16 protein-coding genes are annotated in these 23,595 nt (G+C 72.8%); 6 read left to right on the top strand and 10 right to left on the bottom strand.

The features are described from left to right. Positions 1–100 precede the first annotated feature (100 nt). On the bottom strand, positions 101–1,405 hold the full coding sequence (locus NLX94_RS36810) for a cytochrome P450 (protein ID WP_374684067.1): 1,305 nt from the start codon (positions 1,403–1,405) through the stop codon (positions 101–103). A gap of 148 nt (positions 1,406–1,553) precedes the next feature. Here NLX94_RS36810 and NLX94_RS36815 point away from each other — a divergent pair, with 148 nt between their 5' ends. After that, positions 1,554–2,738 carry a globin domain-containing protein gene (locus tag NLX94_RS36815; protein WP_254387630.1) on the top strand — a complete coding sequence of 395 codons (1,185 nt, stop codon included), beginning with the start codon at positions 1,554–1,556 and terminating at the stop codon, positions 2,736–2,738. A gap of 32 nt (positions 2,739–2,770) precedes the next feature. On the opposite strand, the gene NLX94_RS36820 is transcribed toward NLX94_RS36815, so the two are convergent. Both NLX94_RS36820 and NLX94_RS36825 read right to left on the bottom strand, forming a co-directional pair. Continuing rightward, positions 2,771–3,760 carry a nucleoside triphosphate pyrophosphohydrolase gene (locus NLX94_RS36820; RefSeq protein ID WP_374684068.1) on the bottom strand — a complete coding sequence of 330 codons (990 nt, stop codon included), beginning with the start codon at positions 3,758–3,760 and terminating at the stop codon, positions 2,771–2,773. Positions 3,761–3,790: 30 nt separating this feature from the next. Then, complete coding sequence (locus NLX94_RS36825) at positions 3,791–4,411, bottom strand: SurA N-terminal domain-containing protein (protein WP_254387631.1); 621 nt, start codon at positions 4,409–4,411, stop codon at positions 3,791–3,793. A 176-nt stretch (positions 4,412–4,587) separates the two neighbouring features. Here NLX94_RS36825 and NLX94_RS36830 point away from each other — a divergent pair, with 176 nt between their 5' ends. Beyond that, positions 4,588–6,939, top strand: coding sequence for a YfhO family protein (locus tag NLX94_RS36830; RefSeq protein WP_254387632.1), 2,352 nt, complete (start codon positions 4,588–4,590; stop codon positions 6,937–6,939). On the opposite strand, the gene NLX94_RS36835 is transcribed toward NLX94_RS36830, so the two are convergent. The 3 genes from NLX94_RS36835 to NLX94_RS36845 form a co-directional block, all read right to left on the bottom strand. Next, complete coding sequence (locus NLX94_RS36835; protein WP_308402636.1) at positions 6,927–8,435, bottom strand: serine/threonine-protein kinase; 1,509 nt, start codon at positions 8,433–8,435, stop codon at positions 6,927–6,929. The genes NLX94_RS36830 and NLX94_RS36835 overlap by 13 nt on opposite strands. Beyond that, entirely contained in the window at positions 8,432–9,061 is a 630-nt protein-coding gene (locus tag NLX94_RS36840; protein WP_254387633.1) for a hypothetical protein, read from the bottom strand. The genes NLX94_RS36835 and NLX94_RS36840 overlap by 4 nt, the downstream gene beginning before the upstream one ends. A gap of 141 nt (positions 9,062–9,202) precedes the next feature. Beyond that, positions 9,203–11,314 (bottom strand): N-6 DNA methylase, encoded by a 2,112-nt coding sequence (locus tag NLX94_RS36845; RefSeq protein ID WP_254387634.1) that lies wholly within the window; start codon positions 11,312–11,314, stop codon positions 9,203–9,205. Between the two features lie 144 nt (positions 11,315–11,458). On the opposite strand from NLX94_RS36845, the gene NLX94_RS36850 reads away from it, so the two are divergent. Next, positions 11,459–12,145, top strand: coding sequence for a hypothetical protein (locus tag NLX94_RS36850; RefSeq protein ID WP_254387635.1), 687 nt, complete (start codon positions 11,459–11,461; stop codon positions 12,143–12,145). A 121-nt stretch (positions 12,146–12,266) separates the two neighbouring features. Here NLX94_RS36850 and NLX94_RS36855 read toward each other — a convergent pair whose 3' ends face one another. Then, positions 12,267–12,983 (bottom strand): HNH endonuclease family protein, encoded by a 717-nt coding sequence (locus NLX94_RS36855; protein ID WP_254387636.1) that lies wholly within the window; start codon positions 12,981–12,983, stop codon positions 12,267–12,269. A 111-nt stretch (positions 12,984–13,094) separates the two neighbouring features. Here NLX94_RS36855 and NLX94_RS36860 point away from each other — a divergent pair, with 111 nt between their 5' ends. Beyond that, positions 13,095–13,268 carry an Rv0909 family putative TA system antitoxin gene (locus NLX94_RS36860; protein ID WP_254387637.1) on the top strand — a complete coding sequence of 58 codons (174 nt, stop codon included), beginning with the start codon at positions 13,095–13,097 and terminating at the stop codon, positions 13,266–13,268. A gap of 90 nt (positions 13,269–13,358) precedes the next feature. Here NLX94_RS36860 and mfd read toward each other — a convergent pair whose 3' ends face one another. From mfd to NLX94_RS36875, 3 genes are all read right to left on the bottom strand, one after another. Further along, positions 13,359–16,901, bottom strand: a complete 3,543-nt coding sequence (gene mfd, locus NLX94_RS36865) for a transcription-repair coupling factor (RefSeq protein WP_254387638.1) — start codon at positions 16,899–16,901, stop codon at positions 13,359–13,361. Between the two features lie 211 nt (positions 16,902–17,112). Then, positions 17,113–19,686, bottom strand: a complete 2,574-nt coding sequence (locus NLX94_RS36870; RefSeq protein WP_254387639.1) for an ABC transporter permease — start codon at positions 19,684–19,686, stop codon at positions 17,113–17,115. Beyond that, a complete protein-coding gene (locus NLX94_RS36875; protein WP_284715691.1) occupies positions 19,683–20,459 on the bottom strand; it encodes an ABC transporter ATP-binding protein in 777 nt (258 codons plus the stop codon). The genes NLX94_RS36870 and NLX94_RS36875 overlap by 4 nt, the downstream gene beginning before the upstream one ends. A gap of 344 nt (positions 20,460–20,803) precedes the next feature. Between NLX94_RS36875 and NLX94_RS36880 the strand changes: the two genes are divergently transcribed. After that, positions 20,804–22,426 carry an MFS transporter gene (locus tag NLX94_RS36880; protein ID WP_254387640.1) on the top strand — a complete coding sequence of 541 codons (1,623 nt, stop codon included), beginning with the start codon at positions 20,804–20,806 and terminating at the stop codon, positions 22,424–22,426. A 76-nt stretch (positions 22,427–22,502) separates the two neighbouring features. Then, the gene (locus NLX94_RS36885; protein ID WP_254387641.1) at positions 22,503–23,312 is read left to right on the top strand and encodes an IPT/TIG domain-containing protein; all 810 of its coding nucleotides are present in this window, start codon (positions 22,503–22,505) and stop codon (positions 23,310–23,312) included. Positions 23,313–23,595: the final 283 nt, after the last annotated feature.

The raw sequence follows: 23,595 nt of genomic DNA on the forward strand, positions 1-23,595 counted from the left end.
CTGCACCTTTCGCATAACGGCGGGGTAACGGCAGAACCTAGCGGCCCTCGAACGCCTGTCACAAGTTCGGCCGGCCAACTGACTTCAGGTCAGGATGGTTTCAGGTGTTTTGGGGTGCGAGTTCGGCCGAGAAGCGGACCGGAAGCGTCCGCAGCCCGCGCATGATGAGCCCGCCGCGCCAGCGCAGCTCCTCGGGGGCCACCGCGAGTTCCAGATCGGGCAGCCGCGTCAGCAGGGTCGCGAGCGCGGTCTGCCCTTCGAGCCGGGCGAGCGGGGCGCCCAGGCAGTAGTGGATGCCGTGCCCGTACCCGAGGTGCTGGTTGTCGGTCCGGGAGAGGTCGAGGGTGTCCGGGTCGGCGAACCGCTCGGGGTCCCGGTCGGCGGCCGCCAGCACCACCAGCACCGGATCCCCCGCCGCGATGTCCTGGCCGCCGAGGACGAAGGACTCGGTGGCGAACCGCCAGGTGGCCAGCTCCACGGGGCCGTCGTAGCGCAGCAGCTCCTCCACACCGGTGGCCAGCAGAGCGGTCTCGCCGGCGGCGAGGGAGAGCTGGAGGCGCTCGCGCTGCTCCGGGTTCATGAAGAGGGAGTGGATCCCGTTGCCGATGAGGTTGACCGTGGTCTCGAACCCCGCGAACAGCAGGATGAAGGCCATCGCGGTGGCCTCGGCCTCCGTCAGGTGGTCGCCGTGGTCGCTGGCCCGGATCAGATCGGAGATCAGGTCGTCGCCGAGGTCGTCGCGCTTGCGGTGGATGAGCTCCCCGAGATAGGTGCGCATCTGCTTCACCGACCGGGCCACCCCGCCGCGCGGTCCGCCGCCGTGCCGGATCATCATGCCCGCCCAGTCGCGGAAGTCGTCCTGGTCCTCCCGCGGTACACCGAGCATCTCGCAGATGGCGTAGATGGGGAGCGGGAAGGCGAACTCGTGGATGAGGTCGGCCTCCCCCTTCTCACTGAACTGATCGATGAGGTGGTCGGTCAGCTCCTGCACCCGCGGCGTGAACTCGGCGACCCTGCGCGGGGTGAACGCCTTCGACACCAGCCGGCGCAGCCGGGTGTGGTCCGGCGGGTCGATGTTGAGGAGGTGGGTCATCAGCTCCGCCTTGCGCTCCCCCGGGATCCCGGTCCTGCCCTTGGCGTGCGCGGAGCCCTCGTGGTGGGCCGGGTTCTTGCTGAGCCGCTGGTCGGCGAGGGCCTGGCGGGCGTCGGCGTACCGGGTGACGAGCCAGGCCTCGACCCCGCTCGGGAGCGTGGTGCGGTGCACGGGCGCGTGCTCGCGCAGCCAGGCGTACGCCGGGTACGGGTCGGTCGCGAACTCCCAGTCGAACAGGGTCGGCGGGGAGGACTCGTCGACGGACGGGTCGGCGGTGGGCTCTTCGGGGGCTGCGGGGGTCTGCTCGTGCACCCGGAGACCGTATCCCGCCCACCACCCATCACCCCATATGGCCCATTTATCGCGGCTGTCCGTAGATGGACCGTGGCTTGACCTCACGTTCTCCTGCGTTCCTACTTTCGGTTTTGTGGATGTGAGGATCTTGAAAAGCAGCTTCGCGGTGGTGGAGAGACGGGCCGAGCACGCGGTCAAGTTCTTCTACTCCCACCTCTTCTGGCACAACCCCGGAGTCCGTGATCTCTTCCCGGCCTCCTTCGAAGACATGGAACGACAGCGGGACCGGCTCTTCGCCGCGCTCACCCATGTGATCGCCCATCTGGAGAACGAGACGCTCGTCCCCTATCTGCGCGACCTCGGCCGCGACCACCGCAAGTTCCTGGCGGGCCCCGAGCACTACGCGGCCGTGGGCACCAGCCTCATCGCCGCGCTCGCCGAGGCCTCCGGGTCCGCCTGGCATCCCCAGGCGGAAAAGGCCTGGTCGGAGGCGTACCAGGTGATCGCCGACGCGATGATGGCCGGCGCCGCCGCCAGCGAGGACCCGCCCTGGTGGGACGCGGAAGTCGTACGCCACCTGCTGTACGGGGAGGACATCGGCGTCCTGACCCTCAGCCCGCACGCCCCTTTCCCCCATCTCCCCGGCCAGTACACGAGCGTGAGCAGCGACCGGGTGCCGACGACCTGGCGCACGTACTCCGTGGGGAACGCCCCGCGCGCCGACGGGACGATCGACCTGCACGTCAGCCGGATCGAGGGCGGCCGCCTCAGCACCGCCCTGATCCGCGAGAGCCGGCCCGGGGACGTGCTGCGGCTCGGCGCGGCCGGCGGGCAGATGGCCTTCCGCCGCGAGGACCGCCCGGTCAGCTTCATCGCCGCCGGCACCGGCTGGGCCCCGGTCCGCGCGATGCTGGAGGACCTGGCGGAACACCCTCCCGATCAGGACGTGCGGCTCTTCGTGGTCGCACGGGACGCCGCCCACCTCTACGACCGCCCGCTCATCGACGCGTGGGCGGCCTCCTTCGGCTGGCTGAGCGTCACCTACATCACCCCCGCCCCCGGCCAGCACCGCAACCAGGCCACCGACCGCCTGGCGACGGCGCTGAGCAACCGCGGGCTCTGGCCCGACCAGGACGTCTACCTGAGCGGTCCGCCGCAGTTCATCCGGGAGACCGCGTACCTCCTGGAGGAACTCGGCACACGCCCCGACCGGCTCTTCTACGACTCCGTACCCGCCAGTGGCAAGGGCCACGACCAGGGAAACCGCCCGATGGGCTTCGGCGAGTGGTTCCTGAACCGCCCCGATCCGCACTGGCACAACCCGTCCGGCCGCGCTCCCCGGGAGTATTGACGCCGGCGCGGGACGATTCCCGCCGCTGAGGGCTACTCGCCGACGCCCTCGGCCGCACGGATCGCGTCCCGGTAGGTCCGGGCCGCCGCGCGCAGCGCGGTCTCGGGGTCGGTCCCCGCCGCCTCGGCGCGCGCCGCCAGTTCCAGCAGTTCGTACCCGACCCCCTCCCCGCGGGGCAGGTCCACGGGCACCGCCCCCGCACGGGCGCGGCCCGCCAGCTTGGCCGCCAGCGCGAGACCCGGCTGGCCCAGCGGAATCCCGTCGGTCACCGACTCCCGCTGCTTCTCCACCTGCTTGGTGCGCTGCCAGTGCGCGTGCACGTCCTCCGGGGTCTTCGCCGTCGCGTCGCCGAAGACGTGCGGGTGCCGGTGGATCAGCTTCTCGACCAGGGCTCCGGCGACGTCGTCGATGGAGAACGGCTCGTCCTCCTCACCGGATCCGCCCTCCTCCGCGATCCGCGCGTGGAAGACCACCTGGAGCAGGACGTCCCCGAGCTCCTCGCGCAGTTCCGCGCGGTCCCCGGCCTCGATGGCCTCGACCAGCTCGTAGGCCTCTTCGATGGCGTACTTCGCCAGTCCCTCGTGCGTCTGCTCCGAGGTCCAGGGGCATTCGCGCCGGACCCGGTCCATGACCTGCACGAGGTCGAGCAGGCGTGCGCCGGGCAGGTCGTACGAGCCCGGCAGCAGCTCCAGGTCCGGTACGGCGACCCGGCCCGAGCCGGCGAAGCGGGCCAGCCCGTCGGTGAGCCGCCGGTCCCCCTCGCCGCTGAGCAGGACGACGACCGTCCGCCCCCCGGCGCACTCCTCGATCAGCGCCTGGGCGTCGGGGGTCTCCAGGGCGACGCCGACGCCCGCCTCGCGGAGGTAGGGGAGCTGGACGTGGCCCGGGTCGGCGCACAGCACCCGGTCGGCGGCGTGCAGGGTCTGCCAGGCCGGCCAGGACAGCATGCCGGGGGCCACCCGGTGGCTCGTGGTCAGCAGCACGATGCGGCCGGTGGGCTCGGAGGACACGTCGTCAGTCACCCTCCGAACCTACCTCCCCCGGGAGACGGCCTAGGCGCCGGCCGGGGGCTGCTCGGGCCGGGTGACCTGGGTGATCCACGGGGTCACGTGCTCGCCGAGGGTGACCCGCTGGGGGTCCCAGACGCCGTAGCGCGGGTTGACCTCGATGCCGAGCCCGGCCGCCGCCTTCGAGGCGGGTTCGGCGAGCTTGCCCTCGCCGTACTTGGCGTTCAGCTTCTCGAAGAGCACCTGGTCCCGGACCCAGCGCTCGATCTGGTCGGGGGCGACGGCGGCCTTCTGCAGGATCGCCTCCTCGAAGGCGGCGGCCCCCCGGTTGCCCTCGTCGTAGGCCTTGCGGGCCTCTTGGAGCTCCTTGGGGGTGACGGTGATCCCCGCGTCCTTCGCCATCCGGTCGAGGATCCGGCTCTGCAGCATCGTGCTGAGCTTGACCCGGTCGAGCTGCGGAACGGCCGCGATGAGCTCGGCCGCGTGTTCGGAGCGGTTCTGTGCGGTGCGGACGTCGTTCACCTGGGCCTGGAGCGCGGAGGTGGTGATCCGTTCGCCGCCGATCACGGCCGCGGTGCCGGGGCGTGCTTCGCCCGAGCACGCGGACAGCAGAGGGGCCGCCAGGAGCAGGGCGGCGGAAACGGAGAGCGCTGTGCGACGGTGCAAAGGAGCCTCCAGGGCCGGGAGATTGTGCTTCGGTGCACAAGGGCCGTGCGGTGATCGATGTTATGCAGTCGAGGTGATCAGAGCCACTGGTTCGACCAACGATTCCGGGGGTGTTGGGGTTAGCGTCCACCGATGGCCATCCTTCGGCCCACCGGGGGTGCCACGGTCGGCCCACCATGTCGACACCGCACAGCTCCCCGCGCCGCCCCGCTCTGTTCGGCTCGGCGCTCGCCGCCCTGGTCACGGTGGTGGCCGTGGGCGCCGGAGACGCCGTGGCGCGCGTCTTCCCGTACGGGCCCCGCCACCGCAGCATCAACGACCTCGGCAATCAGTTCGTGCCCTTCCACGCGCACCTGTGGGACCTGCTGCACGGGCGGGCCGGGGGCGGGCTGCTGCTGAACTGGCAGTCCGGGTACGGGACCAGCTTCCTGCCCGACTTCGGGACCTACCTGACCAGCCCGTTCGCGGTCCTGGTGGGGCTGTTCCCGCGCCAGGACATCGACCTCGCGGTGTACGTGGTCACCGTGCTCAAGACGGCGGCCGCGGCGGCGGCGATGGCCTGGCTGCTGCGCACCCAGCGGCGCGGGCCGGCCTGGGCGGCGGGGCTGCTCGGGGCCTCGTACGCGCTGTGCGGCTGGTCGGTGATCGAGGCCTCGTACAACCCGATGTGGCTGGACGGGCTGATCGCCCTCCCGCTCCTGTGTCTGACGGGTGAGTGGGCGCTGCGCTCGCGCCGGCCGGTGGCGGCCGTCGTGGTGGTGGCGCTCTGCTGGACCGCGAACTTCTACACCGCCTACATGGCGACGCTGGGCGCGGTCCTGGTGCTGCTGGTCCGGCTGCTCCTGACCCGGGAGGGCGCGCGGGACCGGCTACGGGTCCTCGCGCGGGCGGCCCTGACCACCACCCTCGGCGTCGCCCTGTCGGCCCCGGTGCTGCTGCCCCTCTTCCTCAGCTCGAAGCAGGCCTACCCGGGGTGGTTCAAGCCCTTCGTGCCGGTGCCGACCGGGGACCTGCTGGCCCGGCTGCTGCCCGCCACCTACTCCTTCTCCACCCCCGCCCTGTTCATCGGCACCGGGACCCTGCTCCTCGCGGCGGCCCTGCCCTTCCACCGGGCCGTGGCCGGGCGGGAGCGGCTGGTGTGGACGGTGCTCGTCCTGCTGGTGCTGCTGTCCTTCCAGTGGAAGGCGACCCACCTGGCCTGGCACCTCTTCGCGACCCCCAACGGCAGCCCGTACCGGCAGACCTTCGTGCTGGCCGGGATCGTGGTGATGGCCGCCTGGGCGGGGCTGTCGGCCGGCCCGCCCGGGCCGTGGGCGCTGGCGGGCGGCGCGGCGGTGCTGGCCGTCGTCCTGCTCGCGGCGAGCGGGAGCGCGCTTGCCACCGGGTGGGGGCTCGCCCTCTTCGGCGGCGGGCTGGTCCTGGCGGGCGCCGCCTGGTGGGCGCTGCGCCACCGGCGCCTCGTGCTGCCCGCGGCGGCCGTGCTGGCGCTGGTACTGCTGGCCCAGGCGGCGGCGACCACCGCCCACGGGGAGCGCGGCAAGCTGGCCGGGCTGGACGACTACCCGGCGTGGGGCGCGGCGCACACCGCGCGGGCCGGGGCCCTGGCGGGAGCCGGTGGCTGGCCCGCGTACCGCACGGACGCCGGGCGGCCCGCGCTGACCGGCAACGACCCGATGCTGCTGGGCGGGGAGGGCGGTGCGTACTACAGCAGCCACACCCCGGACCTGTTCACCCGGACCATGGTGGCCCTGGGGGCGGGCTGGACCTCGCGCGGCCGCAACGTGCAGAGCCTGGACAACCCGGTGACGGACGCCGTCTTCTCGGTCGGCGCCCGCCTGCGGCCGGACGGCACCGTCGCCCGCGCCGAGGTCCCGCCGCTGGTCACCGTCCGCCCGCCGGGCCCGGAAACGGCGTACGGGGCCTCGCCCTTCGCCAACCAGGAGCTGCTGCTCGGCACGCGCGTGTACGAGGATCCGCTCTCCCCCGGGGTCTGCCGGGCGGGCACGGAGGCCTTCCTGTGGGCCCCGGAGTACAACGCGACGGCCCGCCTCGCCGACGGGCCGGCCTTCCGGCTGAACGCCAACCCGCCGCGCAACAGGGCCGCCCTGCAGCCGCTGGGGCCCTCCCGGGGCCCGGCCTCGGCGCTGGTCTTCGAGCAGGCGGCGCCGGCGCACTGGCAGCTGTCCTGCCTGGACCGCTCCCTGCTGACCGCGGCCGTCGCCCGGCTGCGGGCCACGGCCGCGGTCTCGGTACGGGTCGGCTCCTCGGGCGTCCGCGCGGAGCTCCCGCCGGGAAGCACGGGCACGGCGGTGCTCTCCGCCCCCGCGATCGCGGGCTGGAGCTGCAACGGCCGCCCGGCCGCGGCCCGTCTGGGGCTGGTCGCGGTCCCGCTGGACGGCCGCACCACCAGCCTCACCTGCACCTTCCGGCCCCCGGGCCTCATCCCGGGCGCAGCGGTCGCGGCGACGGCCCTGCTGGCCCTGGCGGGCCTGCTGGGGCTGCGCCGGTGGCGGCGTCAGCGGACCTGACCGAGCCAGAGCAGGGTGCGGCGGACCTCCTCGGAGAAGGGGTGGTTCGGCCCGTGCAGGCGTTCCGCGTCGAAGAGGAGGCGGGCCAGGGTGTCGTGGGCCGCCGGACGGTCGCCGAGGGAGAGCAGCAAGTGCGCTATCCGGCGGCGGACCTCCAGCGGGAGCCCCGGGTCCGGGTTCGCGTAGTGGTTCTCGAAGAGCGGCAGCAGCGCCCGGTACTCGGCGAGGGCGGCCGCCGGTTCGCCGAGCTGTTCCAGGCACTGGGCCGCGTCGTAGCGGAAGCGCAGGGACTGCGGGTCGCCGGCCGGGAACTCCTCCGCGAGCCGCCGCAGTTCGGGCAGGGCACGGCGGTACTGGCCGTCGTCCATCAGCGTGGCCGCGTACTGCTTGCGCAGGGAGCGGACCACCGGCGAGTGCGCGCCGTGCTGCTCGGCCGCCGCCGGGAGGATCCCGCCGAGGATGTCCACCGCCTGCGTGAGCATGCCCTGGTCCAGGAGCTTCTTGGCCTCCTCCACGGCCGCCGGGACGTCCGGCCTCGGCGGCGGGGGCGGGGTGGCGGGCCGGGGCGGGATCACGGTGGCGCGGTCGGGCCAGGGGGCCTGCGGGCGCAGGAAGGGCCGGGTCGGGTCCAGGGGACCGGTGGGGGCGCCCGAGCCGTGGTGGGGCAGCAGCGGCGCGAGGGCCGCGTACACCGCCTGCGCGGAAGCCGGCCGCTCCTGCGGGTCCTTGGCCAGCAGGCTCAGGAGTACGGCCTCCAGCTGCTGCGGGACCTCGGGGCGCAACTGGCGCACCGGGAGCGGGGGTTCGTACAGGTGCCGGTGGAGCACCCCGAGGGCCGTGGAGCCGGCGAAGGGGACGTTGCCGGACAGCAGCTCGTACAGGACCACGCCGAGCGCGTACAGGTCGGTGTGCGGGCCGACGGCCCCGCCCATGGCCTGCTCGGGGGCCATGTACGCGGGACTGCCGATGGGCGAACCGGTGCTGGTGAGGCGGGTGGTGTCGGTGTCCATCACGGAGGCGACACCGAGGTCCAGGACCAGCACGGTGCCGTCGGGGCGGACCATGACGTTGCGCGGCTTCAGGTCCCGGTGCACGATCGGCACCGCGTGCACGGCCGACAGCACCGAGCACAGCTGCGCGATCACCGAGACCGCCCACGGCCAGGGGTAGGGGTCGTGCTCGGCGAGGTGGTCGGCGAGGTCGGCGCCCTCGACGTATCCCATGACGAGGTACAGCTCGTCCCCGTCGCTGCCCGCGTCGTGCACGGTGACCAGCCCGGGGTGGTCCACCTGCGCGGTGACCCGGCATTCGCGCACGAAGCGGCGGCGCAGCTCCTCGGCCACCGAGCCGGGGCCGGCCACCTTGTCGGGGCGCAGCAGTTTGACCGCGACGCGGCGGTCCAGGCGCCGGTCGTACGCCGTCCACACCTGGCCCATGCCGCCCTGACCCAGGATGGTGGCGAGCTGGTAGCGGTCCCCGATGATCCGGTCCGTCACGGGCGGGGGCCCTCGTCCCGGGGCGGCTGCTGGCGCAGGAGCTCGCTGAGCTCGTCGAGTTCGGCGCGGACCTGCCCGATGCGCGGGGGCGGCGCCGGGGCGGGCGCGGGCTCGGGGGCCGGCTGCCGCGGGGGCTGCGGGGGCTGGTGCGGGGCCTGCGGGGACTGGTGCTGCGCGGGCTGGGCCGCCGGCGGGTATCCGTAGGCGGGTCCGGTCTGCTGCTGGGGCGGTACGTAGGGAGAGGCGGGCGGCGGGTACCAGCCGGCCGCGGCGGGCCCGGCCTTGAGCGCCTCGAAGTGCCGGATCTCGGCGACGAGGTAGTACACGCACACCGCGAGACCGGTCGCCAGCGTGCCGAAGGCCCCGACGTTGCCCTGCCAGCCGCTGGTGTCGGGGGTGGGGTCCGCGCCGATGAACCCGAGCCACAGGATCAGGGCGGCGCCGGACGCCCCCATCAGCCACCAGTCGCGGGTCTTGCGGGTGACCAGCGCGAGCCGCAGCATCGTCCCCCAGGCGAGGAACCCGCAGCTCAGGATCGGCAGCAGCGCGAACAGCACGCGCAGCGCCACCACGCCCCCGGTGCTGGGCTGGTGACCGTGGGGCGGCGGGGTGCCGGGGCCGTGCATCGCTGCTCCTGACGGGCCGTGCGGAGGAAGGGTGAAGGATTCGGGGTCCGAAGGGTATGAGGGTATACAGCCTTCCCGGCCGGGAGTGAGGGGATGCGCTCAACCGTTGTACGGTCGCAGCCCGGCCCGACGGCCTAGCACTCAGTCCGGCCGGACCGTGCCGTCCGACAGCCCGTCGTACAGCCCCTGTACGAGCTGCTCCCCGAGCCGGGCGGCCAGCCGCAGGGCGTCCTCGAACTCGGCCAGCGCCCGGAACCGCGCCCCGTAGACCTCCTGCTCGGTCCGCGGCAGCCGGGGCAGTTCGAGGCGGCGCACGTCGAGCCGGGTCGTGGTCGAGGCGTGGCTGCTGGCGCGGCGGTTGTTGGCGGTGGCCCGCAGGAACCCGGCCAGGAACCAGGGGTCCAGCGCGGCCGTGTCGGGCCGCAGCAGCTGCAGGCCCCGGCCGAGCGCCGCCCCGGCGGTGGCCGCGTCGACCACGCGGGCCACGCCGGCGCCTCCCGTCAGGGGGACGACCACGTCACCGGGTGCGGTGAGCAGCGGCTGCTCCAGGGCGTCGGCCAGGGTGCCGGAGGGTCCGGTGCCGGCGCTCACGTCGTACTCGGTCAGGACGGGGGCCCCGCCCGCGCCGCTGCCGGTGCCCGTGTACAGGAGCAGGGCTCCGGCGCGGGCGAGTTCGCCGACGGTGGTCAGCGGCAGCCGGGCGGGCGTACCGGCGGGCCGGTCCTTCGCGTCGGCGGGCGGGGCGGGCGGGGTGAGCCGGGCCGCGCGGGTCAGCGTCGAGTCCAGCCGGTCCCGTACGGCGGTCAGCTCGGCCACGCCGCCGCCCGCGGCGGGCGGCGGCAGGTGGCGGGCCGGGGTCAGGTCCACATCGTCGTCGAGCAGGTCCACGACGGGCACCACGCGGCGCACGCCCGGGACGTCCGGTGCCGTGCCGCCGCGCTCGTACGCCGTCCAGGCCTCCTCCACCGCGCTGTGGACGGCGGCCCACCCGGCCCGCCCCGACCCCGGTCCGGGCCCGTCGGCGAGTGCGGCGGTGTCCACGAGGAGCAGCCCGGAGGGGGGCGCCGCCTGCGGGGCGGGCCTGCGCAGCACCCACAGGTGCAGCGGGATCCCGTACGGCGGGGCGGCGCCGGCCGGGAGGGCGACGACGGCCCGCAGCGCGCCCCGGCGCAGCAGGTCGGCCCGGATGCGGCGGCCGGAGCGGCGGGCGGCGGCGGCGGGCGGCATGAGCAGGACGGCGGTGCCGCCGTCGCGCAGGTGGGCCAGGGCGTGCTGGACCCAGGCGAGTTCGGATTCCGCGCGGGCCGGCAGCCCGTACTCCCAGCGCGGGTCGTAGGCGAGCTCCTCGTGGCCCCAGTTGCGTTCGTTGAACGGCGGGTGGCAGAGCACGGCGTCGACCGCTTCGGCGGCGGGGCGCGCGAAGGCGTCGGCGCGCAGGCTGTCGGCGGCGGCCGCGCGGACGGGGGCGTCCGACTGCAGGGCGAGCCGCAGCGCGGCGAGTGCGGCGAGCTCGGGCGAACTGTCCTGCGCGTAGCGGGCGGTGGCTCCGGAGACGGCCCGCAGCAGGGTGCCGGTGCCGCAGGCGGGGTCCAGGACGGTCCGGACGGCCGGCCCGGCGAGGGCGGCCATGAGGGTGGCGAGCCCGTCCGGGGTGAGCGTGTACTGGCGGGGGTTGGCCTCCAGGTGGCGGCCGAGCAGGAACTCGAAGGCCCCCCGGGTGCCGAGCTCGGCGGCGAGCTCGGCGGCGGCCCGCAGGAAGGGCACCGCGGCCGGCCGCAGGGGCTCGGCGGCGCCGAGCGGGTGGGCGGGCCCGAACCGCAGGGTGAGCACCCGGTCGAGGGCGGGCACCAGCAGGGCGGCCATCCGCTCGTCGGAGACGGCCGAGGCCTCCAGCCACTCCATGGGCCGGTCGCGTACGAGGAGCAGCGCGCTCCCGGCTTTGACGAGCGCGGCCACGGAGCCGCCGGGGTGGGAGGCCACGTACTGCCAGACGCGCTCGCGCAGCGGCACTTCGGCGAGTTTCCCCTGGGCCCGGAGCCAGTCGGTCACCGCGGCCAGCGCGAAGGACGGGCTGGTCTCGGTGCCGCCGACGGGGCGGGGGAAGTCGGCATGGCGGCGGCGCCAGTTGCTCACGGCGGCGCGGCCGACTCCCGCCAGGCGGGCGATCTCGGCGGCGGTGACTTCGGGGGCTGCGGCGGCTTCGGGGGCGGCAGGGACGGCTGGGGCCTCGGTGGGGGGCTTCTGCTCCGGCATGTGCGCGAGCATACAGCTGCAAAGGCGAGAGACCCCTTCACAGTGTGAATTTAACAATCTCTCAGAAACACGTTGACTCGGTTCACAGGCTCTGCTGTGATGATCGCACCGAACAGGACGTCAGATCAGGCAGGAGCCACCCACATGTCCCACACCACCCGCACCACCCGCACCAAGGCCCTGGCGGGCCTCGGCACGGCCATCGCCCTCGTCACCCTCAGCGCGTGCAGCGGCGCCGACAGCACCGCCGACAAGGGTTCCGACGCGGCCGCCTCGAAGCCGGCGCAGGCGAGCAGCGCCCCGGCCCCCGACGCGGGCAAGGCGAAGTCCTCCATCAAGGGCAGCGGCACCTTCCAGGTCGGCTCCGACGTGCAGCCGGGCCTCTACCGCTCGACGGGCAACACGGCCGACGGCAACTGCTACTGGGAGCGCCTCAAGGACGACAAGGACGAGCCCGAGTCGCTCCTCGACAACGACAACGTCGTGGGCTCCTCGTACGTGGCCATCGCCGCCACCGACAAGATCTTCAAGACCGACAGCTGCAAGGGCTGGGAGCTCGTCGACCCGAAGGCCACCGGCACCCCGAAGGCCGAGATCTCCGGCAAGGGCGGCGTGCTCAAGGTCGGCCTCGACGTCGCCCCGGGCACCTACAAGTCGGCCGGCTCCACCGAGGACGGCTCCGGCTGCTACTGGGAGCGGGCCAAGGACGCGTCCGGCACCGTCGACTCGATCATCGCCAACGAGAACCCCGAGGGTCAGACCGTCGTGACGATCGCCGCCGGGGACGCCTTCTTCAAGACGGTCGACTGCCAGGACTGGAAGAAGTCCTGATCAAGGCCTGATCAGGGCCTGCTCCAGACGGCCCGGTCAAGGCGTGATCGAGGCCTGGTGCAGGCCTGAGGAGGGGGTCCGGCCCAGGAGGGCCGGTCCAGGGGGTGGATCCAGGGGGTGGTCAGCGCAGCCGCTCCGGCGGGCGGGTGGAATTGCCCCCGGTCGGCAGGCGCTCCCCCGGGCACCCGGTCAGCACGCGCTTCATCGCGTCGCGCTCGCCGGCCGTGACCCACAGACCGTACTTCTTCTTGACCGCGATCTGGGCCGCGACGTAGTGGCAGCGGTACCCGCGGTCGGGCGGGAGCCAGGTGGCCGCGTCGCCGTCCCCCTTCTTGCGGTTGGCCGCGGCGTCGACCGCGAGCAGGTTCAGCGGATCATTGGCGAAGGCGATCCGCTTGCCCTTGTCCCAACTCCCGGCCCCCTTCTGCCAGGCGTCGGAGAGGGCCACGATGTGGTCGATGTCCACTCCGGTGCGGCCCCGCTCGTGCGTGATGCGGGCACCGGTGTAGGGGTCCCTCTCCAGCACCCCGGTCAGCACCTTGCAGCCGTCCTTGAAGGTGGTCCGCGCCAGGTCCCGCTTGAGGATGTCCTCGCGGGTCCCGCAGCCGCTGCCGTCCGTATCGAGCCAGCCCTTGCCGAACTGCTCGCGCGCGTACCCCGTCTTCGGCGCCCGCCCCTTGACCGTGAGACCGTCCACCGAGGTCAGGGCCACCGGCCCGTTGGCCTGGCCGGAAACGTTCGCACCCGCACCGCCGCCGGGCTCCGGGGGCACCGTACAGCCGGGGACGGCGACGGCCGCGGAGAGCAGGAGGACGGGAAACAGCAGGCGGGGACGCATAGGACAAGATCATAAACTCCCTGCCCTATCGGGACGTTCCGACCCTCCAGCGAGCGAATCACCACAAACGCGCGTAGCGTCGCAGACGGGATTACGGAAGGAGCCCGAGTCATGGGGATCTTTGACAGGTTCAAGGACCAGGCCAAGACCAAGGCCAAGGACATCTCCGACAACGTCGAGGCCGAGGCCAACGAGAAGACCGGCGGCAAGTACTCCGAGCAGATCGACAAGGCCCAGCAGCAGATGGAAGACAAGCTCGGCATCGACGACGACCCGATGAAGTAGCCCCACCAGCGCGAACGCCGACGGCCGCGGCCGGGGACCGGGAAGGTCCCCCACCGCGGCCGTCGCTGCGTCCGGCCGGCCGGTACGCGCCTACGAGCCGAGGATCGTTGCCAGGAACTCCCCGGTCCAGCCCAGCAGTTCCCGTCCGACCAGCGGCTTCCCGCCCACCCGGGCGGTCTTCGGCCGCGGCACCAGCACCTGCGAGGCTGCCGGCTTGATCACCGAACCCGGGTAGAGCCGCTTCAGCCGCAGCTCCTGCGACTCCCTCAACTCCACCGGCCCGAAGCGGATGTTGGGCCCCTGGAGGGTGATGTCGCCGACCCCGCAGGCCCGGGCGAGCATCCGCAGTCCGGCCACCAGCAGCAGGTTCTCCACCGGCTCCGGCAGCTTGCCGTAGCGGTCGGTCAGCTCCTCGCGGACCGCCTTGACGTCCTCCTCGGAGTTGGCAGCCGCGATGGACCGGTACGCCTGGAGGCGCAGCCGCTCGCCCGGCGCGTAGTCGTGCGGGACGTGCGCGTCGACCGGCAGCTCGATCTTGACCTCCAGCGGCGGCTCCTCCACCGTCCCGTCGCCGCCGTCCGCGATCGCGGCCCGGTAGTCGGCCACGGCCTCGCCGACCATCCGGATGTAGAGGTCGAAGCCGACGCCCGCGATGTGGCCGGACTGCTCGCCGCCGAGCAGATTGCCCGCACCGCGGATCTCCAGGTCCTTCATCGCCACGTACATGCCGGCGCCCATCTCGGTGTGCTGGGCGATCGTCGCGAGCCGCTCGTGCGCGGTCTCGGTCAGCGGCTTCTCCGGCGGGTACAGGAAGTACGCGTACCCGCGCTCGCGGCCACGGCCCACGCGGCCGCGCAGCTGGTGGAGCTGGGAGAGGCCGAAGTTGTCGCCGCGCTCGACGATGAGGGTGTTGGCGTTGGAGATGTCGATGCCGGACTCGACGATCGTCGTGGAGACGAGGACGTCGAACTTCTTCTCCCAGAAGTCCACCACGACCTGCTCCAGGGCCTGTTCGGACATCTGGCCGTGCGCCGTCGCGATGCGCGCCTCGGGCACGATCTCGCGGAGCTTGGCGGCCGCCCGGTCGATGGACTCGACCCGGTTGTGGATGTAGAAGCACTGGCCCTCGCGGAGCAGCTCGCGGCGGACCGCGGCGCCGATCTGCTTCTCCTCGTAGGGGCCGACGAAGGTCAGGACCGGGTGGCGCTCCTCGGGCGGGGTGGTGATCGTGGACATCTCGCGGATGCCGGTCACCGCCATCTCCAGGGTGCGCGGGATCGGGGTCGCGGACATCGTCAGCACGTCGACGTTGGCGCGCAGCTTCTTCAGCTGCTCCTTGTGCTCGACGCCGAACCGCTGCTCCTCGTCGACGATGACCAGGCCCAGGTCCTTGAACTTGGTCTCCTGCGAGAACAGGCGGTGCGTGCCGATGACGATGTCGACGGAGCCCTCGCGCAGACCCTCCAGCGTCGCCTTGGACTCGGTGTCGCTCTGGAAGCGGGACAGCGCCCGCACCTTGACCGGGAACTGCGCGTACCGCTCGGAGAAGGTCCCGAAGTGCTGCTGCACCAGCAGCGTGGTCGGGACGAGGACGGCGACCTGCTTGCCGTCCTGGACCGCCTTGAAGGCGGCGCGCACCGCGATCTCGGTCTTGCCGTAGCCGACGTCGCCGCAGATCAGGCGGTCCATGGGGACCGACTTCTCCATGTCCTCCTTGACCTCGGCGATGGTGGTGAGCTGGTCGGGGGTCTCCGCGTACGGGAAGGCGTCCTCCAGCTCCCGCTGCCAGGGGGTGTCCGGGCCGAAGGTGTGGCCGGGGGCCGCCATGCGGGCGCTGTAGAGCTTGATGAGGTCGGCGGCGATCTCCTTGACCGCCTTCTTCGCGCGCGCCTTGGTCTTGGTCCAGTCGGCGCCGCCGAGCCGGTGCAGGGTCGGGGCCTCGCCGCCGACGTACTTGGTGACCTGCTCCAGCTGGTCGGTGGGGATGTAGAGGCGGTCGCCGGGCTGGCCGCGCTTGGCCGGCGCGTACTCCACGAGCAGGTACTCGCGGGTGGCGCCCTGCACGGTGCGCTGCACCATCTCGATGTAGCGGCCGACGCCGTGCTGCTCGTGGACGATGTAGTCGCCGACCTCCAGGGTGAGGGGGTCGATCGTCTTGCGGCGCCGGGTCGGCATCCGGCCGAGGTCCTTGGTGGCGGTGCGCTGGCCGGTCAGGTCGGTCTCGGTGAGGACGGCGAGCTTGAGGGCCGGGTCGACGAAGCCGTTGTCGAGGGAGCCGCACGATACGTGGACCAGCGAGGGCTCCAGGACGGTGACGTCCGCCTCCAGGCGGGCCGCGATGCCCTCGCCGCCGAGCACCTCGACGGTACGGGCGGCCGGCCCGTGGCCCTCGGTGAGGTAGACGGTGCGCCAGCCGTCGGCGATCCAGGCCTTGGTGTCGGCGAGCGCGCGGGCGGTGTCCCCGCGGTAGGCCTCGGGGGCGTGCATGCCGAGCTTGAGAGTGTCCCCGCCGGGCGTCTCGTCGTCCGCGGCGAAGGGGGAGACCGACCACCACATCATGCCGAGCTCGCGCGCGTGCTCCCGTACGTCGGCGATCCCGCGGAGCGAGGCCGCGCCCACGTCGATGGGGGCCTCGCCGCCGCCGGCGGTGGCCGCCCAGGAGGCCATCAGGAACTCCTGCGAGGTCGCCACCAGGTCGGAGGCGCGCGTGCGGACCCGCTCCGGGTCGCACACCACGGCCATCGACCCGGCGGGCAGTACGTCGATCAGCAGCTCCATGTCGTCGACCAGGACCGGGGCCAGGGACTCCATGCCCTCGACGGCGATCCCCTCGGCGATCTTGTGGAGCAGTTCGCCGAGCTCGGGGTGGAGCTCGGCCAGGGCCGCGGCGCGCTCGCGCACCTCGTCGGTGAGCAGCAGCTCCCTGCAGGGCGGGGCCCACAGGCCGTGCTCGGCGATCTCCAGGGAACGCTGGTCGGCGACCTTGAAGTAACGGATCTCCTCGACCTCGTCGCCCCAGAACTCCACGCGCAGCGGGTGCTCCTCGGTCGGCGGGAACACGTCGAGGATGCCGCCGCGCACCGCGAACTCGCCGCGCTTCTCCACGAGCTCCACGCGGGCGTACGCGGCCGCGGCGAGGGCCTGCGTCACCGCGCCCAGATCCACGCTCTCGCCCTGCCGCAGGCTCACCGGGACCAGGTCACCGAGCCCCTTGACCTGCGGCTGGAGCACGGAGCGGATCGGCGCCACGACCACCGAGACCGGGCCGGCGGCGGGATCGTCCTTGCTCGGGTGCGCGAGGCGGCGCAGGACCGCGATCCGGCGGCCCACGGTGTCGCTGCGCGGGCTCAGCCGTTCGTGCGGGAGCGTCTCCCAGGACGGGTACTCGGCGACCTCGTCGGGGTTGAGCATCGAGCGCAGCGCGGCGGCCAGGTCCTCGGCCTCCCGCCCGGTGGCGGTCACCGCGAGCACGGTGCGCCCGGTACGGGCGGCCAGCGCGGCGATGGCGAAGGGCCGCGCGGCGGCCGGGCCGACGAGGTCCACGTGCATGCGGTTGCCGTCCCCGGCCGCGGTGACCGCCTCGGCGAGTGCGGGGTCCCGGGTGACGGCGTCGAGCAGTCCGTGCAGGCTCATGAAGGCGGCTTTCCGTCCGGTGAGGTGCGGCGAGTTCCCGCGGGGCGGCAACGCGAAGGACCCGACACGTCGAACGGGCCGGGGGTTCCCACCCTACGACGCGGCTGCGACACCTGCGCGTGGGATTCGGGTCGTGGGAACGGCCCCGGCCCCGCCCCACCCGAACGGGTGCGGCGGGGCCGGAGCGCTCCCCCGTACGACCGGCCGGCGGCTACTCGCTGGCGATCGCGTTCAGGACGTTCATCCGGCCCGCCCGGAAGGCCGGGACCAGGGCGGCCAGCAGGCCGACCAGGGCGGAACCGGCGAACACGCCGAGGATGGTGGGCCACGGGATCTCGAGGATCTTCATGCCCTCCAGTGCGAGGAGCTGGTGGGCGGTGGCGCCCCAGCCCATGCCGAGGCCCAGGCCCAGCAGGGCGCCGAAGAGGGCGATGACCACCGACTCCAGGCGGATCATGCGGCGCAGCTGGCGGCGGGAGAGGCCGATGGCGCGCATCAGGCCTATCTCGCGGGTCCGCTCGACCACCGAGAGGGCCAGGGTGTTCACCACGCCCAGGACCGCGACGATGATCGCGAGGGCGAGGAGGGCGTAGACCACGTTCAGGAGCTGGCCGACCTGGTCCTTCAGCGCCTGCTTGTAGTCCGTCTGGTTGAGCACCTGGTACTGCGGGTACTCGGCCAGCGCCGACTTGACCGCCGCGTAGGCGGCGTCGTCCTGGCCGTCCTTCGCGGTGGCCAGCACCATGAAGGGCCGGGGCATCTTGTCGGCCGGCAGGTTGGCCTCGGCGACGGCGGTGCTGACGTACTTCATGCCCTTGTCGAGGTTGCCCTCGTCGCTGGTGATCGCCGCGACCTTCAGCTTGGCGGTCTTGCCGCCGGTGAAGGCGACCGTCAGCTCGTCACCCAGCTTCACCCCGTGCTTGGTGGCGTACTCGGAGCCCACCGACATCGAGCCCGGCTTGTACGCGTCCGCGTGCTGGCCCGCGGTCGTCTTGCGGCGGACGTCCTTGGCGTAGGTGGGGTCCTGGACCCCGAGGCCGTCGGTCTCGGTGGTGCCGTCCGGGGCGGTGATCTTGGCGTCGACCTCCCGGTAGGCGGTGACGTGCGCCAGGCCCTGGGTCCCGCGCAGCACCTCCTCGGCCTGCGGTACGACCGGCTGGCCCGTCATGGACTGGACGATGTAGTCCGCACCGACCGACTTGTCGAGCTCGTCGGTGGCCGAGGCCACCATCGAGGAGCCGACCACCGACAGGCAGGCGACCAGCGCCAGGCCGATCATCAGCGCGGCGGCGGTGGCACCGGTACGGCGCGGGTTGCGCAGCGCGTTGCGCTCGGCGAGGCGGCCTATGGAGCCGAAGGGCCGCAGCACCGGGGCCGACAGGGCCCGGACCACGACGCCCGCGAGGAGCGGGCCGATCACGATGAAGCCGATGAGGGTGAACAGGACGCCCAGCCCCAGCCACTGCGCCCCGGTGCCGGCGGCGTCGGCGGTGCCGGCGAGGTACAGGCCCGCGGCGCCGATGCCGGTGAGGCCCAGGCCCAGGGCGGCGCGGATCCGGCCGGCCTTCTTGTCGCCCGGGGTGCCGGACTCGCGCAGGGCGGCCATCGGCGAGACCTTGCCGGCCCGGCGGGCCGGTACGAAGGCGGAGACGACGGTGACGACGACGCCGAGCACGATGCCGATGACCGGGGTGGTCCAGGCGATGGTGAGGTCGTCGGTGGACAGGCTCATGCCGAGCATGCTCATGAGCTCCATCAGCCCGACGGCCAGGCCGACACCGGCGGCGACGCCGAGGAGCGAGCCGACCACACCGAGCAGCAGTGCCTCGATGACCACCGACTTCAGGACCTGGCCGCTGTCGGCGCCGATGGCCCGCATCAGGCCGATCTCGCGGGTGCGCTGGGCGACCAGCATCGAGAAGGTGTTGAAGATCAGGAAGATCCCGACGAGGAAGGCGATCCCGGCGAAGCCGAGCATCACCCACTTCATGATGCCGAGGAAGTCCATGTTCTTGCGGTTGGCGTCCGCGGCTTCCTTCGCGGTCTGCAGCTTGTAGACATCGGCGCCCACGACCGTGGCGACGTTCTGCTTGAGCTGCGCGTCGCTCACCCCGTCCTTGGCCACGACGTTCACGTGGGTGAAGGCGTCCGGGGCTCCGAGCAGCTTCTGCTGCGAGGTGGCGGTGTCGAAGTAGACGACGGTCGCGCCCGGGTTGGTCACGGTGAAGGCGGCGATGCCGGTGATCTTGGAGCGGATGTCGCCGGTGACGGTGATGGTGCGGATGTCGTCACCCAGTTTGAGGTGGTGCTTCTTCGCCGTGTCGCTGTCGATCATCACGTCGGTGGGGCCGCGCGGGGCCTGCCCCTCGATGATCTTCATCGACCTCAGTTCGTTCTCGGTCCAGTTGCCCGCGAAGGTCGGGGCTCCCGTGGACGAGCCGAGGTTCTCGTTCTTGGAGTTGACGACGGTGACCGCCATCGAGGCGACGCCGCCCTCGGCGGACTTCACGCCCTCGGCCTTCGTCACCTGCCCGACGACCGAGGCGGGCAGCGCCTGCGGCTTGCCGGTGTCGGGGGTCTCCCCGCTGTTCTCGGCCTCCTTCGGGGTGACCGTGACATTGGCGTTGGTGACCGCGAACAGCTTGTCGAAGGTCGTGTTCATGGTGTCCGTGAACACCAGCGTCCCGCAGACGAAGGCGACGGAGAGGAGCACCGCCACGGCGGAGAGCGCCATCCGCCCCTTGTGCGCGAGGAAGTTCCGCCGCGCGGTCTTCATGACGGTCATGACGTCCGCCCACGGGCGTCGAAGTCCTTCATGCGGTCCAGGACCTGGTCGGCGGTGGGCGTGTACATCTCGTCCACGATCCGGCCGTCCGCGAGGAAGATGACGCGGTCCGCGTAGGAGGCGGCGACCGGGTCGTGGGTGACCATGACGATGGTCTGGCCCAGCTCGTTCACCGAACGGCGCAGGAAGCCCAGGACCTCCGCGCCGGCCCGGGAGTCGAGGTTTCCGGTGGGCTCGTCACCGAAGATGATCTGCGGCCGGGAGGCCAGGGCGCGGGCCACCGCCACGCGCTGCTGCTGCCCGCCGGAGAGCTCGGTCGGACGGTGCTTGAGGCGGCCCGCCAGACCCACGGTCTCCACGACCCGGTTCAGCCACTCCGCGTCGGCCTTGCGGCCGGCGATGTCCATGGGGAGCGTGATGTTCTCCAGGGCGTTGAGCGTCGGCAGCAGGTTGAAGGCCTGGAAGATGAAGCCGATCCGGTCGCGGCGCAGCTGCGTGAGCTTCTTGTCCTTCAGCCCGGTGATCTCGGTGTCGTCCAGGAAGATCTGGCCGCTCGTGACCGTGTCCAGACCGGCCAGGCAGTGCATCAGCGTGGACTTCCCGGAGCCCGAGGGCCCCATGATCGCGGTGAACTGGCCGCGGTGGATGTCCACGTCCACCGCGTCGAGCGCGACGACCCGCGTCTCGCCCGAGCCGTAGGCCTTGACGACCTTCCGCGCCCGCGCCGCGACGGCCTCATGCCCTCCAGTACCCCCGTGCCTGGTTTCGGTCATAGCCGTTGTCACGGTGTTTCCCCTCGTTCTGATGCAGATGCGTACGGTCGTCGGTTCGTGCATTCGAAGTCTGCTGGGAGGGGTGCCGCGGCGCGCTGGTGCCAATCGCCGTATCCATAGGGGTGCTAGCCCTACCCCCCGGACTCCCGCCCTGTAGAGACCAGTTAAGAACCCCCGCGCGCTTTCCTCCTCCTCCCCTGGGACGAAGCACCCCTGGACCCTTGTGAGGACCAACCCCTAGGGGATCTCGCCCGTTGGGACGAGGAGCCCTGGGGGGATACCACCCCGTCATGCCGCAGTGAGAAGGTGTCCGCGCAGGTACGCACGGGGGAAGGGGTTGTTTCATGAGCTCAGGGGAGAGCACGGGCGCGAGTACCGACGGCAGTGCCGGAGGCATACCCGCAGAGGACTCGCCCGGATCCGGAGGTCAAGCCTCCGCCAAGCCGGGCGCCGGCACACCGGCGGCGTCCGCGCCCGGGCAGCCCCCTACGGCGGTCGTCGCCGCCCTGATGCTGACCATGGGCCTCGTCGCCCTCGACACCGCCATCGTCGCCACCGCCGTACCGCAGATCGTCGGCGACCTCGGCGGCTTCGCCGTCTTCTCCTGGATCTTCTCGGGCTACATCCTGGCCGGAACGGTCACCCTGCCCGTCTACGGCAAGCTCTCCGACACCTACGGCCGCAAGCCCGTCCTGCTCCTCGGCATCAGCCTCTTCCTCGTCGGCTCGCTGCTGTGCGCGGCCGCCTGGAACATGGCCGCCCTCATCGCCTTCCGGATCCTCCAGGGCCTGGGCGGCGGCGCCCTGCAGGGCACCGTGCAGACCCTGGCCGCCGACCTCTACCCGCTCAAGGACCGGCCGCACATCCAGGCCCGGATGTCCGCGGTCTGGGCCGGCTCGGCCCTGGCCGGCCCCGCGCTCGGCGGGCTGATCGCCACGTACACCGACTGGCGCTGGATCTTCCTGCTCAACCTGCCGCTGGCCGCCGCCGCCCTGTGGATCATCAGCCGCCACCTGGTCGAGCCCACCCGGCCCCCCGGCCGGACCGGCCCCGTCGACTGGCCCGGAGCCGTCGCCGTCTTCGCCTGCGGCGGACTCCTGCTCTTCGCCCTCGTCCAGGGCGGAGTCGCCTGGCCCTGGCTGTCACCGCCCTCACTGGGACTGTTCGCCGCCGCCACCGCGCTGGGCGTGCTCGTCGTCCGGATCGAACGCCGGGCCGAGCAGCCCATCCTCCCCGGCTGGGTGTGGCGCCGGCGCACCATCGCCGCCGTCAACCTCGCCATGGCCGGGCTCGGCCTGCTGATGGTCGCCCCGATGCTGTTCATGCCCACGTACGCCCAGTCCGTCCTCGGCCTCGGCCCCACCGGCGCCGGCCTGGTCACCTCCGCGATGACCCTGAGCTGGCCGATCAGCGCCGCCGTCGCCCAGCACGTCTACCGGCGCATCGGCTTCCGCAACACCGCCGCCACCGGGGTCACCCTGGCCGCCCTCATCCTCGGCTCCTTCACCCTGCTCCCCTACCCCGCCCCCGTCTGGCAACCCGTACTGATCATGCTCCTGCTGGGCGCCGCCCTCGGCCTCTTCCAGCTCCCGCTGATCGTCGGGGTCCAGTCCACCGTGGGCTGGGAGGAACGCGGCACCACGACGGCCTCGGTCCTGTTCTGCCGCAACGTCGGCCAGAGCGTCGGAGCCGCCCTGCTGGGCGCCGTGGCCAACGCCACCCTCGCCGGCCGGCTCTCACAGGCCCCGCTGCCCGGCCTCCCCACGAACCTGGACGAAGTCTCCAGAGCCCTGACCCACCCCGGCCTCCTCTCCCAGGAAGCCGCCGCCTACCTCCGCCAGGCGGTGGCCGCCGCCGGGGACCACATCTTCCTCGGCGCGACCCTGGCGGCGGCCGCGTCGGCACTCGTCCTTCTCCTGGTGGCACCACGCCGCTTCCCGGTCCTGCCGGAGCAGCGGGAGGGCTGAGGGGGGCGGGCGACTTGTCATGCGCAGGCAGACTCGGCCACCCTCTCCTCAGACGCCGCACTCCCGGGGGGACCACATGACGTCCGCACTCCTGTCACTCGTCTTACTCGCCGCCCTCGCGGGCCCGATCGTCCAGCGCCTGCTCCGCCACCCCGGCTTCGTCACCGGCCGCGACGGCCGCCTCTCCACCTCGACCACCCTCGCCCTGGCCTGGACGGTGATCCTGGTCTGGCTCCTCCTGGCAACCCTCGGCTACGGACTCACCGCGGGCGGCGGCCCCGACTGGTTCCAGGGCCCCGACGGCCCCCTCTCCTCCCTGACGACCGTCTACCTCCCCCTCCTCGGAGGCCCGTACGCCGCCCTGATCGCGGCGAAGGCGGTGGTCGGCATGCGGGTGGAGCGGGGCTCCCTGGCCAAACCGGCACCCAAGGGCACGGAGCGACGCCCGGTGCACGACCTGATCTCGAACGACGGCGGGCGGACCGACCTCGTCGACCTGCAGTACGTCGCCCTGAGCGCGGTCACCATGCTGTACGTGGTGGCGTTCTTCCTCACGGACGTGGGCGGGGGGCTGCCGAAGCTCCCGGCGGAGATGTGGGCGCTGACCGGGGCCCCGGCCGGGGCGTACCTCCTGAACAAGCTGGCGGTACGGGGCACCCCCGTAATCACCCGCGTCTCCTCAACCGATGGCCTCCTCACGATCGAAGGCGGCGGCTTCGGCGAAGCCCCCCAAATCGAACTGGACGGCACCCCCCTCCCCACCACCCTCACCCCGACGGGGACCCTGACGACCCCCCTCCCCCCGGCATCCCCACCCACCTTCACGGTGGTGGTCACCACCCGAGGCCTACGCAGCGACCCGTCGCCGTACCCCCCCACGCCCTGACCGCTCCGCTGCACGGGCCGGGATTCCCCTACCCACCCTTCCACCGTTCCCCGGGCTTAGCCCGGACCCCAGTCCTCAAACGCCGGACGGGCTGGGAAGGGGTCCCGGGCTGCGCCCGGACCCCCTGGGGCTCCGCCCCAGACCCCGGTCCTCAAACGCCGGACGGCTGAAAAGACAAACCCCGCCCCCGGCCGGGGCCGGATGCGGGGGGGCGCAGGCGGCCGGGGCGGGGACGGGGGCGGGGTGGGGTGTTGGCCGGGACGTAAAGCGTGATTTGTGGCGC

The organism is Streptomyces sp. TBY4 (genome assembly GCF_024213195.1).
Classification (GTDB): Bacteria; Actinomycetota; Actinomycetes; order Streptomycetales; family Streptomycetaceae; genus Streptomyces.